This is a genomic window from Marinimicrobium koreense, from assembly GCF_003762925.1.
Classification (GTDB): Bacteria; Pseudomonadota; Gammaproteobacteria; order Pseudomonadales; family Cellvibrionaceae; genus Marinimicrobium; species Marinimicrobium koreense.
Genome location: NZ_RJUK01000002.1, coordinates 80,374 through 95,025 on the forward strand (window position 1 = coordinate 80,374; position 14,652 = coordinate 95,025).

Annotated in this window: 15 protein-coding genes; 4 read left to right on the plus strand and 11 right to left on the minus strand. The window is 60.5% G+C overall.

Annotated elements, in window-relative coordinates; translation table 11 throughout:
• Positions 1–42 precede the first annotated feature (42 nt).
• Complete coding sequence (carA, locus tag EDC38_RS12975; protein WP_123639014.1) at positions 43–1,203, minus strand: glutamine-hydrolyzing carbamoyl-phosphate synthase small subunit; 1,161 nt, start codon at positions 1,201–1,203, stop codon at positions 43–45.
• A gap of 518 nt (positions 1,204–1,721) precedes the next feature.
• Between carA and EDC38_RS16665 the strand changes: the two genes are divergently transcribed.
• Both EDC38_RS16665 and EDC38_RS12985 read left to right on the plus strand, forming a co-directional pair.
• Positions 1,722–4,097, plus strand: a complete 2,376-nt coding sequence (locus tag EDC38_RS16665) for a family 43 glycosylhydrolase (protein ID WP_123639015.1) — start codon at positions 1,722–1,724, stop codon at positions 4,095–4,097.
• A 197-nt stretch (positions 4,098–4,294) separates the two neighbouring features.
• The gene (locus EDC38_RS12985) at positions 4,295–5,296 is read left to right on the plus strand and encodes a GGDEF domain-containing protein (RefSeq protein WP_123639016.1); all 1,002 of its coding nucleotides are present in this window, start codon (positions 4,295–4,297) and stop codon (positions 5,294–5,296) included.
• 27 nt (positions 5,297–5,323) lie between these two features.
• On the opposite strand, the gene EDC38_RS12990 is transcribed toward EDC38_RS12985, so the two are convergent.
• The gene (locus tag EDC38_RS12990; protein WP_123639017.1) at positions 5,324–6,562 is read right to left on the minus strand and encodes a permease; all 1,239 of its coding nucleotides are present in this window, start codon (positions 6,560–6,562) and stop codon (positions 5,324–5,326) included.
• A 143-nt stretch (positions 6,563–6,705) separates the two neighbouring features.
• Between EDC38_RS12990 and EDC38_RS12995 the strand changes: the two genes are divergently transcribed.
• A complete protein-coding gene (locus EDC38_RS12995; RefSeq protein WP_123639018.1) occupies positions 6,706–7,677 on the plus strand; it encodes a calcium/sodium antiporter in 972 nt (323 codons plus the stop codon).
• On the opposite strand, the gene EDC38_RS13000 is transcribed toward EDC38_RS12995, so the two are convergent.
• Positions 7,656–8,081 (minus strand): MAPEG family protein, encoded by a 426-nt coding sequence (locus tag EDC38_RS13000; RefSeq protein ID WP_123639019.1) that lies wholly within the window; start codon positions 8,079–8,081, stop codon positions 7,656–7,658. The genes EDC38_RS12995 and EDC38_RS13000 overlap by 22 nt on opposite strands.
• Positions 8,082–8,135: 54 nt before the next feature.
• Here EDC38_RS13000 and EDC38_RS13005 point away from each other — a divergent pair, with 54 nt between their 5' ends.
• Positions 8,136–8,714 (plus strand): NnrU family protein, encoded by a 579-nt coding sequence (locus tag EDC38_RS13005; protein ID WP_123639020.1) that lies wholly within the window; start codon positions 8,136–8,138, stop codon positions 8,712–8,714.
• 32 nt (positions 8,715–8,746) lie between these two features.
• Here the strand turns inward: EDC38_RS13005 and EDC38_RS13010 are convergent, their stop codons facing one another.
• From EDC38_RS13010 to ribH, 8 genes are all read right to left on the minus strand, one after another.
• Complete coding sequence (locus tag EDC38_RS13010) at positions 8,747–9,544, minus strand: transglutaminase domain-containing protein (RefSeq protein ID WP_123639021.1); 798 nt, start codon at positions 9,542–9,544, stop codon at positions 8,747–8,749.
• A 52-nt stretch (positions 9,545–9,596) separates the two neighbouring features.
• Positions 9,597–10,379 (minus strand): endonuclease/exonuclease/phosphatase family protein, encoded by a 783-nt coding sequence (locus EDC38_RS13015; protein WP_123639022.1) that lies wholly within the window; start codon positions 10,377–10,379, stop codon positions 9,597–9,599.
• Positions 10,380–10,415: 36 nt separating this feature from the next.
• Positions 10,416–11,222, minus strand: coding sequence for a 4-hydroxy-tetrahydrodipicolinate reductase (gene dapB / locus EDC38_RS13020; RefSeq protein ID WP_123639023.1), 807 nt, complete (start codon positions 11,220–11,222; stop codon positions 10,416–10,418).
• A 174-nt stretch (positions 11,223–11,396) separates the two neighbouring features.
• Positions 11,397–12,041 carry a GTP cyclohydrolase II gene (gene ribA, locus EDC38_RS13025; protein ID WP_123639024.1) on the minus strand — a complete coding sequence of 215 codons (645 nt, stop codon included), beginning with the start codon at positions 12,039–12,041 and terminating at the stop codon, positions 11,397–11,399.
• Positions 12,042–12,080: 39 nt separating this feature from the next.
• A complete protein-coding gene (locus tag EDC38_RS13030) occupies positions 12,081–12,566 on the minus strand; it encodes a phosphatidylglycerophosphatase A family protein (RefSeq protein WP_024462398.1) in 486 nt (161 codons plus the stop codon).
• Complete coding sequence (gene thiL, locus EDC38_RS13035; RefSeq protein ID WP_123639025.1) at positions 12,566–13,534, minus strand: thiamine-phosphate kinase; 969 nt, start codon at positions 13,532–13,534, stop codon at positions 12,566–12,568. Before thiL ends, EDC38_RS13030 begins: the two co-directional genes overlap by 1 nt.
• A gap of 156 nt (positions 13,535–13,690) precedes the next feature.
• A complete protein-coding gene (nusB, locus tag EDC38_RS13040) occupies positions 13,691–14,137 on the minus strand; it encodes a transcription antitermination factor NusB (RefSeq protein WP_024462396.1) in 447 nt (148 codons plus the stop codon).
• A 2-nt stretch (positions 14,138–14,139) separates the two neighbouring features.
• On the minus strand, positions 14,140–14,610 hold the full coding sequence (ribH, locus tag EDC38_RS13045; RefSeq protein ID WP_024462395.1) for a 6,7-dimethyl-8-ribityllumazine synthase: 471 nt from the start codon (positions 14,608–14,610) through the stop codon (positions 14,140–14,142).
• Between the last annotated feature and the right edge of the window lie 42 nt (positions 14,611–14,652).

Consider the following 14,652-nt stretch of genomic DNA (forward strand, 5'->3'; position numbering starts at 1 on the left):
AAGGGTGACGTTGCGCGGAGGCCGCCCGCAGGCGGCAACCCATCAACGTTTCGCGTCTTTCATCAAATCAATAAAGTGGTCGAACAGGCCGTCGGCGTCGTGCGGACCGGGACTGGCTTCCGGATGCCCCTGAAAGCTGAAGGCGGGCTTGTCCGTGCGGTGAATGCCCTGTAGGGAGCCGTCGAACAGTGACCGGTGAGTGGCCTTCAGATTGTCCGGCAGGCTCGCCTCATCGGCGGCAAAACCGTGGTTCTGGGCAGTGATCATCACCCGTCCGGTCTCCAGGTCCTGCACCGGGTGGTTGCCGCCGTGGTGACCGAACTTCATCTTCAGTGTTTTGGCGCCAGAGGCCAGGGCCAGCAACTGGTGCCCCAGGCAGATACCAAAGACCGGCAGGCCGGTTTCAACAATCTCTTTAATCGCTTCGATGGCGTAGGTGCAGGGCTCCGGGTCGCCGGGGCCGTTGGCCAGGAAGACGCCGTCGGGGTTCATCGCCAGCACCTCGGCGGCGGGTGTTTCAGCCGGCACCACGGTGAGGTCACAGCCGCGATCCACCAGCATACGCAGAATATTGCGCTTGACCCCGTAATCATAGGCCACCACTTTATAGGGCCGCTCACCCTCGGGGACCTGATGCCCTTTGCCCAAGGACCAGGTACCCTCGCTCCAGGTATAAGGTTCCTTCACGCTGACCACCTTGGCCAGATCCATACCTTTCAGGCCGGCAAACCCCTTGGCTTCCGCAAGCGCCTTATCCTCGTCGATCTCGCCCGCCATGATGCAGCCGTTCTGGGCGCCCTTGTCGCGCAGCAGCCGGGTCAGGCGACGGGTATCGATATCGGCGATGCCGATGATGTTCTGGGCGTTCAGGTACTCGGGCAGGGACTGCTCGGAGCGGAAGTTGCTGGCCAGGAAGGGGAGGTCCCGAATCACCAGGCCGGCGGCCCAGCTTCGATCGCACTCGGCGTCCTCGGCATTGACGCCGGTGTTGCCGATATGGGGGTAGGTCAGCGTCACGATCTGACGGGCGTAGGAGGGATCGGTCAGGATTTCCTGATAGCCGGTCATGGAGGTATTGAACACCACCTCGCCCACCGACAGGCCCTCGGCACCAATGGCGGTACCGCGAAAAATACTGCCGTCTTCAAGTACAAGCACAGCGGGTGTGGATGCCCCAGTAGTCAAGTCAACCTCCTCAAGCATGATGGCGTGCCGTCATGTGACCGGACTTTTCACAGGCTCAGCGAGGCAGCCGCACGACCCGAAGGGTGCGAAGATCAGCGAATGCTAGACGGACTGCGCGCGAGTGAAAGCCCGGTCACGGGGTGCAAAAAAGCGAGATGAAACACCAGCCTCATCTCGCTTCATACAATCCTGCTGACCGGCATTTGGGCCAAGTGTAATTTCGCCGGCAATTTTACGCGAGGCGGCGGGTGCTGTCCAATGAAAATGTCCGATTCTGGCCCTCCGGGAGAGCCAAATCCTTTGGTTATAAATTGTATGACTTTTTATGGCAAATCAGTCTGTCACCAAATAAAGCCTCGCGCCACCCGATATTTCATAACCCTTTGATTTTACTTGATTCTGAGTTTTCAAGAGGACTTTGTCAGATATATCGACATTTTATTATTACGCCATATCATCATACAATAATGTCGCCAAACCAAACGTCTGGTTCAACATTCGAACCCATGAATAAGACAAATAACGAGGTAAAAGCCATGTCTACCAAGGACCTACCCGGTCTCATCGGGGCTGCGGCCCTGCTGCTCGCCGCCGGAGCGGCGACCACTCACGCGGCCCCCGCTACGGACCATGAATGGGCACCCCCCGAGTTCGCAGAGGCCACTGTCCACGACCCGTCGGTCATCAGAGTCGATGACACCTACTATGTGTTCGGCTCCCATCTGGCTGCGGCCAAATCCGATGATCTGATGCAATGGCAGCAGGTCGCCGACGGCGCCAACGCTGCCAACCCGCTGTTTGATGACGTCCAAGCCGAGCTGCGGGAAACCTTCGAATGGGCCCAGACCGACACGCTCTGGGCGGCGGATGTCATCCAGCTTGAGGATGGCCGCTTTTACATGTACTACAACGCCAGCCGGGGTGACTCGCCCCGCTCCGCCATGGGGATCGCGGTGGCCGACGATATCGAGGGGCCCTACCGCAATGAGGGCATCTTTCTGCGCTCGGGCATGTGGGGCCAGCCCAGCGAGGACGGCACCATTTATGACGCCCGCATTCACCCCAATGTGGTCGACCCCGATGCCTTCTTTGACGCCGAAGGCAAACTCTGGATGGTGTACGGCTCCTACTCGGGTGGCCTTTTCATCTTCGAGATGGACCCGGAAACCGGCTTTCCACTGCCGGGCCAGGGCTACGGCAAGCACCTGATGGGCGGCAACCACAGCCGGATCGAAGCCCCCTACATCCTCTACAGTCCGGAGACCCAGTACTACTATCTGTTCACCTCCTTTGGTGGCCTGAGCGCCGACGGCGGCTATAACGTACGGGTCGCACGCTCGCGCCAGCCCGACGGTCCCTACTTCGATGCTCAGGGCAATAATATGGCCGAAGTAAAATCAGACCCGGCCCTGCCACTGTTTGACGATGACAGTATCGAACCCTATGCCATGAAAATTCTGGGCAACCATTTATTCACCCGAGAACTGGGCGAGGACGGCGAAGGCCTGGGAACGGGCTACGTCTCCCCCGGCCACAACTCCGCCTATTACGATGACGCCACCGGGCAGTATTTCCTGATTTCCCACAGTCGCTTCCCGGGAACCGGAGAACGCCACAACATCCGGGTGAATGAGCTGCTGATTAACGACGCCGACTGGCCGGTCGCCGCGCCCTATCGCTACGCCGACAAAGCACTCCAAGCGCAACCGGGCCAGCGCAAGGTCAAACGCCCCGACGTGGTGGGTGACTACAAAGTGATCCTGAAAGACAAGACCATCACCGCCGACATCGAGACCTCCCGGTTCGCCACCCTCACCAACAACGGCCGCATCCGGGGCGATATCGAAGGCCGCTGGTGGTTTGGTGGCAACGATCGCATTTCGGTCGAGCTGAGCAACGGCGATTATGAGGGCGTACTGTCCTACCAGTGGAATGAAACCGCCGAGCGTTTCGACCTGACCTTCAGTGCACTATCCGACGCTGGGCTCACACTGTGGGGCAGCCGCCTGCCCGATCGCCCGACCGAGGCGGTACTGCAAGCTATTCTCGACGATATCGAGTTCAGCTCAACCCCGCTGCAAAATGACATCGACCTGCCGGTGAGCGCGACCCGCAACGCCACCATCGAATGGTCATCCTCTGCGCCTCAGTGGATCGCGACTGATGGACAAGTCAATCGCCCGGAACACGGCCTGGGCGATCAGGTGGTCACCTTACGCGCCACGGTACACTATGACGGCGAGACACAGAGCCGTGAGTACCCGGTGACCGTGCGCGAGCAGGCGCCCGACGGCTTGCTGGCGCACTACAGTTTCGACGGCAACCTGAACGACACCACAGGGCAACAGGCGCCCGGTCAGGTCAGCGGCGCCCGTATCGATTGGGCCGGCGGCCAGATTGATTTTGTGTCAGGAGTCAGCGCCGAGGCCGCCTACTTCGACGGTCAGTCAGGTGTGCGGCTACCCGGCGGGTTGATCGCCAGCCACCGCTATTCGGTCAGCTTCTGGCTGAACCCGAGCGCCCTGAACGCCTTCAGCACCACCTTCTTCGGCGCCCGAAATCCGGACAGCTGGATCAGCTTCCTGCCCATGGGGCACGGTTTCGTGAACGGTCACACCATGCTCTGGTCAGGCACTCTCTGGTATGACGCGGGTACCGGCATGAACATTCCCCAGGACGCCTGGAGCCACGTCGCCTGGGTGGTGGACGAAGGCGCCCTGTCCATTTACATCAACGGTGAGGAGCGCTTCTCCGGCGCCGGTTTCCCACACGTTTTCACCGAGGGCACCGGCATCTTCAGCCTCGGTGTGAACTGGTGGGATCTGCCCTACGAGGGCGCCATGGACGAGCTGCGGGTGTACGAAAAGCCCCTGTCCGCCGCCGAGGTAATGGAGTTGAGCCAAACGCCGTAACCCTTCAACCGGGCGACCACCGTCGTGGTCGCCCGGACTACAACCGCCTGTCTCCCCGATACAACCTCCCGGCAGCTCTCAGTCGCAACAAGATGATTAATGCGCCATAATACTTGTCGGCGTGCACCTTGCTGGGGCACTATGGGCTCATTGTCAGCTCCGAGCCACGACGCACAACTGGCCAACACGAGACCGTCATGCTTTATCGGCTACGCAACGATTTTCATCTCTCGGTCATCACCCTGATGAACGCCTGTGCGATCGTTGGCATCACACCCTTTGCCGTCTGGCGGTTTCTGCGCGGAGAGTACTGGATTGGCCTGATCGATCTGGGCATTCTCGGAGCCATTGTCGGCGCCACACTGTACGCCTGGCGCACGCACAAAACCGCCTGCACCGGGCTATTTCTCGCTTTGGTCCCCTGCACCGGTGGCGCCATCGCCATATCCCTGACCGCCGGCGAAGTGGGCCTGTTCTGGCTCTACCCGGCACTGATCTGCAGTTTCATGCTCACCCGCCCGCTGATTGCCGCGCTTTTGCCGCTTGGAGCCCTGGCACTGCTGATCCTGGAAGGCAGCGCCTTCAGCTCCAGTCAGCAGATATGGTCCTTTTCGGTCACCTTATTGGTGGTGTGCGCTTGCACCTATGTTTTTGCCCGCCGAAGCGAACATCAACGCAACCGGCTGAAGCATCTGGCACTGCTCGACCCGCTCACGGGGGTCAGCAACCGTCGTGCCCTGGATGAAGCGCTGGCCCGCGCCGTGTCCGAGCACGAGCGCCTCGGCACCGAGTACGGTCTGGTGTTGGCCGACCTGGATCACTTCAAGCGGGTAAACGATACCCACGGTCACCACACCGGAGATCGCATTTTGGTGGATTTCGTCGGCGTCCTGGCCTTCAATACCCGACGTTCGGACCAGCTGTTCCGATTTGGTGGCGAAGAGTTTGTGATTCTGATGTCCGGGACAACACCAAATGGGCTTCAAGCGGCCGTCGAACATGTCCAGTCGGTGCTGCGCAAAACCCTCACCAGTCCATCCGGCCCCGTAACCGCCTCGTTTGGCACGGCCATTCTGCAACGAGGAGAAAGTGTCGACCATTGGTTCGAACGCGCCGACGAGGCGTTATACCGGGCAAAATCCCTTGGGCGGGACCGGATTGTCTCCGGTGATCGAAGCACCTCTGAAGCCTTGTCTTGATCCGGGCATGGTCAGCGGCACTGCAATTTACAGCAGTAGCCAGCCGACAAGCCACCCCCCTGCCAACCAGGACAGTGCAAGCACTGACAGCCCTTGCAACACCCGATCCGTCAGCGAAGCCCCGCCATGATCGTGGTGATGGTGATGGTGATGACCTTCCTGGGCTCGTTGCCCTTTCCGCCAAAACCATAGCAGCCCAACTGTCACCGCTAAAAACATCAGATTCAGGACCAGCTGATAGTTCACCTGGAAAAAGTGTCGCTCGGAGGGTGTTTTCAGTCCCTCAAGACTGGGCAGCAGGTCCAGCGCCACCAACGCGTAGTGCATCACCAATGCCACACTGACAATGCCCACCAGCATCAGGGCCAGAATATACAGCGCCATCTTCCAACCATAATAGGCGGCATTGATGCGTAACACGGGCAACACAACCAGGTCGGAGAAAATAAAGGCCATTACACCGGCAAAACTCACACCCTGACTGAACAGTACCGCCGCCAGAGGTATGTTGCCCATTGAACCGATGAACGTGAAAAAGGCAGCAACCGGACCAACAACTGCCTGCGCCAATACCGCCAGGAACCCGGGATTGGCGGCGTTTTGCCCTCCCGAGCCCATAAACATCGCCTGAAAGAAGCTCTCGGGAACCATCGCGGAGATAACGCCGGCCACCGTGAAACCAATGAGCACATCCTTCCAGACCATTTGCCATTCCATCACATAGGTCTGGCCGATTTGCTGCCACCCTTCGGCGCTGCGGATTTTCTGTCGCCAATCTCCCGCGTCACCATCATGCGCCTCGGGTGGTTTCATCCTTTCGCGGGCCTGTCGCTCAAGGCGGCGCGGGCGAGTAATACGGATAAGCAACCAGGTAACGAGGATCAGCATCATCCCACCGACATACTCACCGACCACAAACTGCCAACCGAGAAAGATGGCGATGACCATGCCAAGTTCGACAACCAGGTTGGTTGAGGCCAACATGAATGCCAGGGAAGGCGCCAAGCCGGCCCCTTTGCTGAACAGAGCCCGAGTGGTTGAAAGCGCCGAAAAACTGCAGGAGCTGGACAAAAAGCCAAAAAACGTCCCTAGCGCCACACTGCGCGGGCCTTCCTTACCCATGAGTTTTTGCATGCGTTGCTGAGTAACCAGCACCTGAATCAGACTGCTGATCACATAGCCCAAGACGAAGGCCCACAGCGCCATCCAGAAAAAACCCACACTGGTTCGTGCCGCCTGATGCCACAACTCCAGGAAATGTTGCAAATCGCCTCCGAACTGAATTGATACCCTTTTATCGTAGAAGTCGATACAACAGATCGCAAATTGGTTCTTGACACCATCCCATGAGCCCTCGATTATGCCCCGCCACATTCGTCTGCTTGTTCTGATTCCCGAGAGGAGCCCTCATGCTCATAGCCCTGTCCGCCGTCATTATTGGCCTGATCGTTCTGGTGTGGAGCGCCGACCGGTTTGTGGACGGCGCGGTCTCCACCGCCAGCCACCTGGGAATGCCGCCCTTGTTGATCGGTATGGTGATCATCGGCTTTGGCACCTCTGCCCCGGAAATGGTGGTCTCGGCGTTGGCAGCGAGTCAGGGTAGCCCGGGGCTTGCCCTGGGTAATGCCTACGGCTCCAACATCACCAATATCGCCCTGATTCTAGGCTTGACCGCGGTGATCAGTCCCATCGCCGTTCACTCCCAGATCCTGCGCAAAGAATTGCCCATTCTCACGCTGATTACCGCTTTCAGCGCATGGTTGGTGTGGGATCTTCACATCGGGCGGCTGGACGCCAGCCTTCTACTATTGGTATTTGCCGCCACCATGGGCTGGAGCATCTGGCAGGGTATGCGCGGCAAAGGTGACATTCTCGGCGGGGAAGTGGATGCGGAGCTGCAGAATCACCCCATGCCCCTGCCCCGCTCGTTGATGTGGCTGCTTATTGGCCTGGTGTTGCTGGTGGCCAGCTCCCGCTTGCTGGTCTGGGGCGCGGTCGATATTGCCCAGGCACTGGGTGTGAGTGATGTCATTATTGGTTTGACCATCGTGGCCATCGGCACATCGCTGCCCGAGCTGGCCTCATCCCTGGTGGCGGTGCGCAAGGGCGAGCACGACCTGGCGCTGGGCAATGTGATCGGCTCGAACCTGTTCAACACCTTGGCGGTGGTGGGTATCGCCGGAGCCATTCACCCCATGGTGGTGGACCCGGAGGTGCTGAGTCGCGATGTGCTGGTCATGTCGCTCCTGACGCTGTCCCTGTTCGTGTTCGGTTATGGCTTCCGCCGTCAGGGGCGCATCAACCGGATCGAAGGCGGGCTGCTATTGCTTTGCTATGTGGGTTATACCGGCTATCTGATTCAGACCATATTCGCCAGCTGAAGCACCAGCCCAACCAGCAGCACCACGTTGGCCAGCAGAGCGATCAGGTAAAAGTAACTGCGCGGGCTGGGATTGCGCTCGGTCGCCAGCCCGTAGTAGAGCACCATGTGGGCAATCCGCGCCAGGGCGAACACCCACACCGTCACGGCCACCCAGGTTGAGCTCATGCCGACAAACAGGGCCAGAAATACCGTGCCGAAAAACAGGGGCAGGTTTTCCAGGGAGTTCATGAAGGTACGGTGTGCACGGAACACAAAGGACTGATGCGAGAGCGACTCATCGATTTTCCCCGGCACCGCGCCGGGCTGTCGTGCCTTGCTGTAGCTCGCCACCAACATCTGCACCAGCAGTGTGATCAACACCACCGCAAGTCCCGCATACGCCAACTGGTAATCTTCACCCATTACGCTATCCTCTGGTTAGTTTGATGGTGAGCGCAACACAATAAGGTAACATTCATGGAAGCTCTGATTCTCGGTTTACTGTTGTTCCTCGGTACCCACTCCATCGGCCTGGTGGCCCGCCCCTGGCGCAATCACATGGTCAACCGGCTGGGGGAAACGCCCTGGAAGCTGCTGTATACGGTGGTCTCCCTGGTGGGGTTCATTCTGATCATCTGGGGCTATGGACAGGCGCGTGCCGAACCCATGTGGCTCTGGCAGTCGCCGGTCTGGACCCGTCATCTGGCGGCGCTGCTGACCTTGCCGGCGTTTATCCTGCTGGTGGCCGCTTACGTCCCGGGCAACCGGCTCAAGGCACGCGTGGGCCACCCCATGGTGCTCGGCGTCAAGTTCTGGGCCATCGCCCACCTGATCAGCAACGGCACCCTGGCCGATCTGCTGTTGTTTGGCGGTTTTCTGGGGTGGGCGGTAGTTGCCTTTATTGTCCTGCGTCGCCGGGATCGAGCGGACGGCAAGGTTCCCGTCGTTGGTGGTTTCTCCCGGGACGTCATCACCTGGGTGGTGGGGCTGGTAGCCTGGGCTGCGTTCGCCCTCTATCTACACGGCATTCTGATCGGTGTACGCCCCTTCGGCTGATCTTAGAACACGGCCGGAAACCCGACTGTCAGTTATTCGGGTGGCCCGGGCAGTTGCTCCACCTGCACGCTCATGCGAGTGGGGTACAGGGCGGGGCCGAACTGACTGAATATCGCAACATCCGCCGCATCCCGACCATAGGCCACCGTGACCCGACCACCCCGAGGCTCGCTCTGGGTCGGGTCAAAGGTGTACCAACGCCCGCCCACGTAGGCCTCGAACCAGGCGTGGAAGTCCATAGGCTCGAGTTTATGCAGGTAACCCACCACCATGCGCGCCGGAATGCACAGGCCACGACACAGGGCGATGCCCAGGTGCGCGAAGTCCCGACACACCCCCTCGCTCATCTGGTTGAAGTCCGCGGCGGAGAGCTGAAAGTGCGGCGCGGCCTCGTTATAAATGAACTGGTCGCGAATCCACTGCTCGATACGTGCCACCTGGTCATAACCGGGAATCGCATCGCCGACGATCTCCCGCCCCATCTGGATAAACTGATCGGACTCGCAGTAGCGACTGGGCAACAAATAAGTCAGCACTTCATTGGGCAGATTCTGCACTTCCACGAAAGGGGCGCCGGGTGCGACATCAATCGTATCATCAGCCAACACGTCGGCTGAGGTGCGGATGACGAACTTACCGGGCGGCGAGATCAGTCGCTGACAGAGGTTGCCGTAGGGGTCGGTATACTCTTCCACTGGCACACTGGGGATCAGCGTGTAGGACTCACGGGCGACCCACTGGCGTCGGCCGCTGCGCGGCCGCAGCATCAGGATAAACGGGGCGGGCTCACTTTCATCGAACTGGATTTCACAACCGGCTCGCAGCCACATGGGGAAACTCCCTGGTTTGAGGGTTTGGGGTCAACGTGCGGACATTGCACCCTCAGGGTGTCGTCCGGTAGTGACCATCCTCCCACTCTAACTCAATTTCCGCCAGTAGTGGCTTATGATCCGACAATCCGGACCAGGGTTTGCGGGGTAACACCACCGGCGCATGCCCTCGCGCGGAGCGCACATAGATTCGGTCCAGGCGCAGCATCGGCCAGGCGGCCGGGAAGGAGCGGGCCGGCCGGCCGTACTCATGGGTGAACACCTCGCGCAGCCCGGCCTGCTCGGCCAGCAGGCGCTGCGCGCGGCCGCGCCAATCGTTGAAGTCTCCCGCGACCACTACTGGCTCATCTTCCGGTATGCGGTTGACCAGTTCACACAGCCGGCGCAACTGACGCTGGCGATGGTGCTCGCGAAGGTTCAGGTGCACACAGATAGCATGCAGTGGCCTGGGCTCGGAAACCAGATCCAGCGTGCAGTGCAGAATGCCGCGCTGCTCGAACCGGTTCAGGGAAATATCGTGGTTATCCCACTGGGTTATGGGGTATTTGCTGAGCAGCGCATTGCCGTGGTGCCCCTTGGGGTACACGGCATTGCGACCGTAGGCGAAGTCCTGCCAGATGGTATCGGCCAGAAATTCGTACTGCGCCGCATCGGGCCAGCGGTGCCCCAGGCGGCGCGACCAGCCTTCATGGGCCCCGAGGACTTCCTGCAGAAAAACGATATCCGCCCCCACCGAGCGCACGGCCTCGCGCAGTTCCGGCAGAATAAACCGCCGATTGAACAGGCTGAAACCCTTGTGGGTATTCACCGTCAGAATGCGCAGGGTGCAACTCATTGATGGGCCTCGCGCGCCGCGTCCATGACCGTAAGCTTAGTGCAGATCCAGCACGTCCTGCATGTCATACAGTCCGGGCTTTTGCTGCGCCAACCACAGTGCCGCACGCACGGCGCCCCGGGCAAAGGACTGACGACTGGAGGCCTTGTGGGTGATTTCCACGCGCTCGCCATCGGCCATGAACATCACGGTATGATCGCCCACCACATCGCCGCCGCGCACGGTGGCAAAGCCGATGGTATCGCGATCCCGGGCGCCGGTCTGGCCTTCGCGGCCGTACACGGCGGTTTTGCTCAGGTCACGACCCAGGGCGTTGGCGACGACTTCGCCCATCCGCAGGGCCGTGCCCGAGGGGGCGTCGACCTTGTGGCGGTGGTGCGCCTCGTAGATTTCCACATCGACATCGTCCCCCATCACACGGGCGGCCATGTCGAGCAGCTTCAGGCACAGGTTGACGCCGGTGCTGTAGTTGGCGGCGATGCACAGCGCCGTGCTTTTGGTCCGCGCTTCCAGTTCGGCTTTCTGCTCGTCGGTAAAGCCGGTGGTGCCGATGACCAGACCTTTGCCATGTTCGGCGCAGAGTTTGGCGTTGTTCAAGGTGGCGGCAGGGGCGCTGAAGTCGATCAGAACGTCGAACTGGTCGATCACCGCCGCCAGATCGCCGCTGAGGGCTACGCCCAGCTTGCCGATGCCGGCCAACTCACCGGCGTCGGCGCCGATCAGGGTGCTTTCGGGGCGCTCGATGGCGGCGCTCAGTTGGGTGTCGTCATTGGCGCTGACGGCCTCGATCAGGGCCTTACCCATGCGGCCAGAGGCGCCGCTGATGGCGATTTTGATGGTCATAATATTTCCTTCAGTCTCTGTGTCGTTTCATCACGTCCGGGTCGCTTCGGGGTAAAGCCTTCCAGGACACGCTGCAAGTACATCCCTGTACGCTCGGAAGCGCTAGTCCCGCGGCTTACGGTCCTGGAAGGCTTTACCCCGAACCGCCCCTCCGCACTCTGCAATAACTTGGTCTTATACGTCAGACTCATTCTCATCAGGCGGCTCTTGTGAGGTCCAGCTATCGTCGCCCTCTTCGAACAGGTGGCCGAGCTTGCCTCGCTTGGTTTCCAGGTAGCGGGCGTTGTGGGGGTTGCGCCCGGTCTGGTGGGAAATGCGTTCCGCCACGGTGATGCCCATTTCCCGCAGGGCTTTGACCTTGCGCGGGTTGTTGGTCATCAGTTTGAGTGACTTGATGTTCAGGTGCTCCAGCATGGGTTTGAGGATACTGTAGTCGCGCATGTCGGCGCCAAAACCCAGGCGTTCGTTGGCTTCCACGGTATCGGCGCCGCAGTCCTGCAGGTGGTAGGCGCGGATTTTGTTGAGTAGGCCGATGCCGCGGCCTTCCTGGCGCAGGTAGAAAATCACTCCGCGCCCTTCCAGGGCGATTTTGTGCATGGCGGCCTGCAGTTGGGGGCCACAGTCACAACGCATGCTGAACAGCGCATCGCCGGTCAGGCACTCGGAGTGCACCCGGGCGAGTACCGGTTCGCCGTTACTGACATCGCCCATGGTGAGCACCAGGTGCTCCTTGTCCGCCCCGTCGTCGGAGAAGCCGTGCATGGTGAACATGCCCCAGGGGGTCGGCAGTTTGGAAGATTCTACGAAGCGTATGGTCACGCAATTGCCTCTTGAGCGGGTGGGCTGACGCCCGCCATTCTATATAAAGTAAGCCACGGTCTGCAGGATGATCCAGGCATACACCGCCGCGAGCACATCATCGATCATGATGCCAAAGCCGCCGTGCACCCGGCGATCCAGCCAGTTGATGGGCCAGGGTTTGATCACATCAAAGATCCGGAACAGGACGAAGCCGAGCAGCATCCACAACCAGCCGGCCGGCGCCAGAAACATGGTGAGCCAGTAGCCGACCATTTCATCCCAGACGATACCACCGTGGTCGTGCACCCCCAGCGCCTTGGAGCTGCGGTCGCACCAATAAACGCCCAGGGCGAAGGTCACGATCAGCCACAGAGAATAGATGGGTACGGACAGGTCCTGAATCAACCAGAAGATGGGAATGGCCGCCACCGTGCCAAAGGTACCGGAGGCCGGACGCAGCAGGCCGCTGCCAAAACCAAAGGCAAACAGGTGGTCCGGGTTGCGCAGGACGGTGGCGACGCTGGGGTATTCAGGCTTGGACATCAGAAATGGGTATAGCCGCTTTGTTGTGAATCGTAGGGTTCGCCGTGCAGCGTGCAGTGTACGCCGCTACCGGTTCCAAGGCGACCCACTACGGTGGCCTGCAGGGCACCGGTGCCGATCAGGGCGCCCAGTTCGGGCATCCGGCTCTCCGGTACCGTGAAGCACAGCTCGTAATCATCGCCGCCGGTCAGGGCCCACTGGCGAGCCTGATCCTGGCTGGTGGCATTTTGCAGCGCCGGTGACAGGGGCAGCTCTTCGATGAAGAGTTCGGCGCTCAGGTCGCTGGCCGCGCAGATATGCCCCAGATCGGCCAGCAGGCCATCGGAGATATCCAGCGCGGCACTGGCGATACCCGCGAGTTGCGCGGCGGCTTCCAGCCGGGGCGTGGGTCGCCAATAGCGCTCCTGCAAGTAGGCGCTGACATCCTCACTGACCGCCTTTTCCAGACGCCCTTGCAGGCTCGCCAGGCCCGCGGCAGAGTCTCCCAGCGTGTGGGTGACCAGCACATAATCCCCGGCACTGGCGCCGTCCCGACGCAGGGCCAGCCCCGGCGCTACCGAGCCCATCACCTGAACGGTAATGGTCAGCGGCCCCTTGGTGGTATCGCCGCCGACCAGAGAAATACCATAAGCCTCGGCCACTTCGAACAGGCCGCGGCTGAAATCCCGCAGCCAGTCATCGGAGGCCTCGGGGAGGGTCAGCGCCAGGGTAAACCAGAGCGGTGTCGCCCCCATGGCCGCCAGGTCGCTGAGGTTGACCCGCAGGGCCCGCTGGGCGATTTCCTCCGCGGGCGCATCGTCCGGAAAGTGAACGCCGCTGACCAGGGTATCGACCGAGACCGCCAGCGCTTCTCCCGCCGGGGGTTGCAGCAAGGCGGCATCGTCGCCCACGCCCAACAGCACCGACGCCGGGGTGGACTCGGCGCTGTGTTGTTGGAAGTAGTGGCGGATCAGTTCGAATTCACCCATGGTTTATTCAATGTGGGGTTGGTGGCGTGGGTTTTGGTGGATGACGGGGCTTCGCCCCTACGAAGCGTCGGACCAATCCACCCTACCTGAACGAACGTGTCCAATCCGTAGGGTGGATAAGCCCGATAGGGCGTCATCCACCGATTCCCACCGCAATCAGGCGCGTTTTTCGATGGCCCGGATATCGTTGGCGGCCTTGTCGAGCACGCCGTTGATGAACTTGTGGCTCTCTGCCGCGCCGAACTTTTTCGCCAGGGATACCGCTTCGTTGATGACCACTTTATAGGGCACATCAATCCGGTATTTGAACTCGTAGCAGGCCAGGCGCAGCAGGGCCTGGGTGACCGGGTCCAGCTCGTCGGAGCTGCGCTCCTGCAGGTGCGGCGTAAATACCGCTTCCACTTCGCCCAGAAACTGCGGCACACCGTGCAGCAGCTCGTGGAAGTAGTCGACATCGACGTTGGTCATGTCGTTGTCAGTGCGAAACTCCGCCTCGATGGCATTGAGGTTCGCGCCGGCCATCTGCCACTGATACAGACCCTGCATGGCGTAGTGGCGCGCTTTGCGGCGAGCGGCCGGTGTGGGGGCTTTGCTATCGGCCATGATCAGATTCTTCCCAGCAGTGAAACCATTTCCAGCGCGGTGGTGGCGGCTTCCACGCCCTTGTTGCCCGCTTTGGTACCGGAGCGCTCAATCGCCTGCTCGATGGTGTCGACAGTCAGCACCCCGAAGGTGATCGGCACATTGGCGTTCAGGGATACCTGAGCCAAACCTTTGGTGCATTCACCGGCGACGTAATCGAAGTGCGGCGTACCACCGCGAATGACCGCACCCAGGGCGATGATCGCGTCGAACTCACCCTTGGCGGCAATGCGCTGGGCGGCCAACGGGAACTCAAACGCGCCGGGGGCGTAGTAGATGGTGACCTGATCGTCCTTGATACCGTGGCGACGCAGGGTGTCCAGCGCGCCCTCTTTCAGGCTTTCGACCACAAAACTGTTCCAGCGGCTGACCAACAATGCGTAGCGGCCTTCGCTTGCGGCGAAATCGCCTTCAATAACCTTGATCTGACTCATAGAGGATTCTCTTTCTTCAATCGATTGATCGTGTTCCGGCCC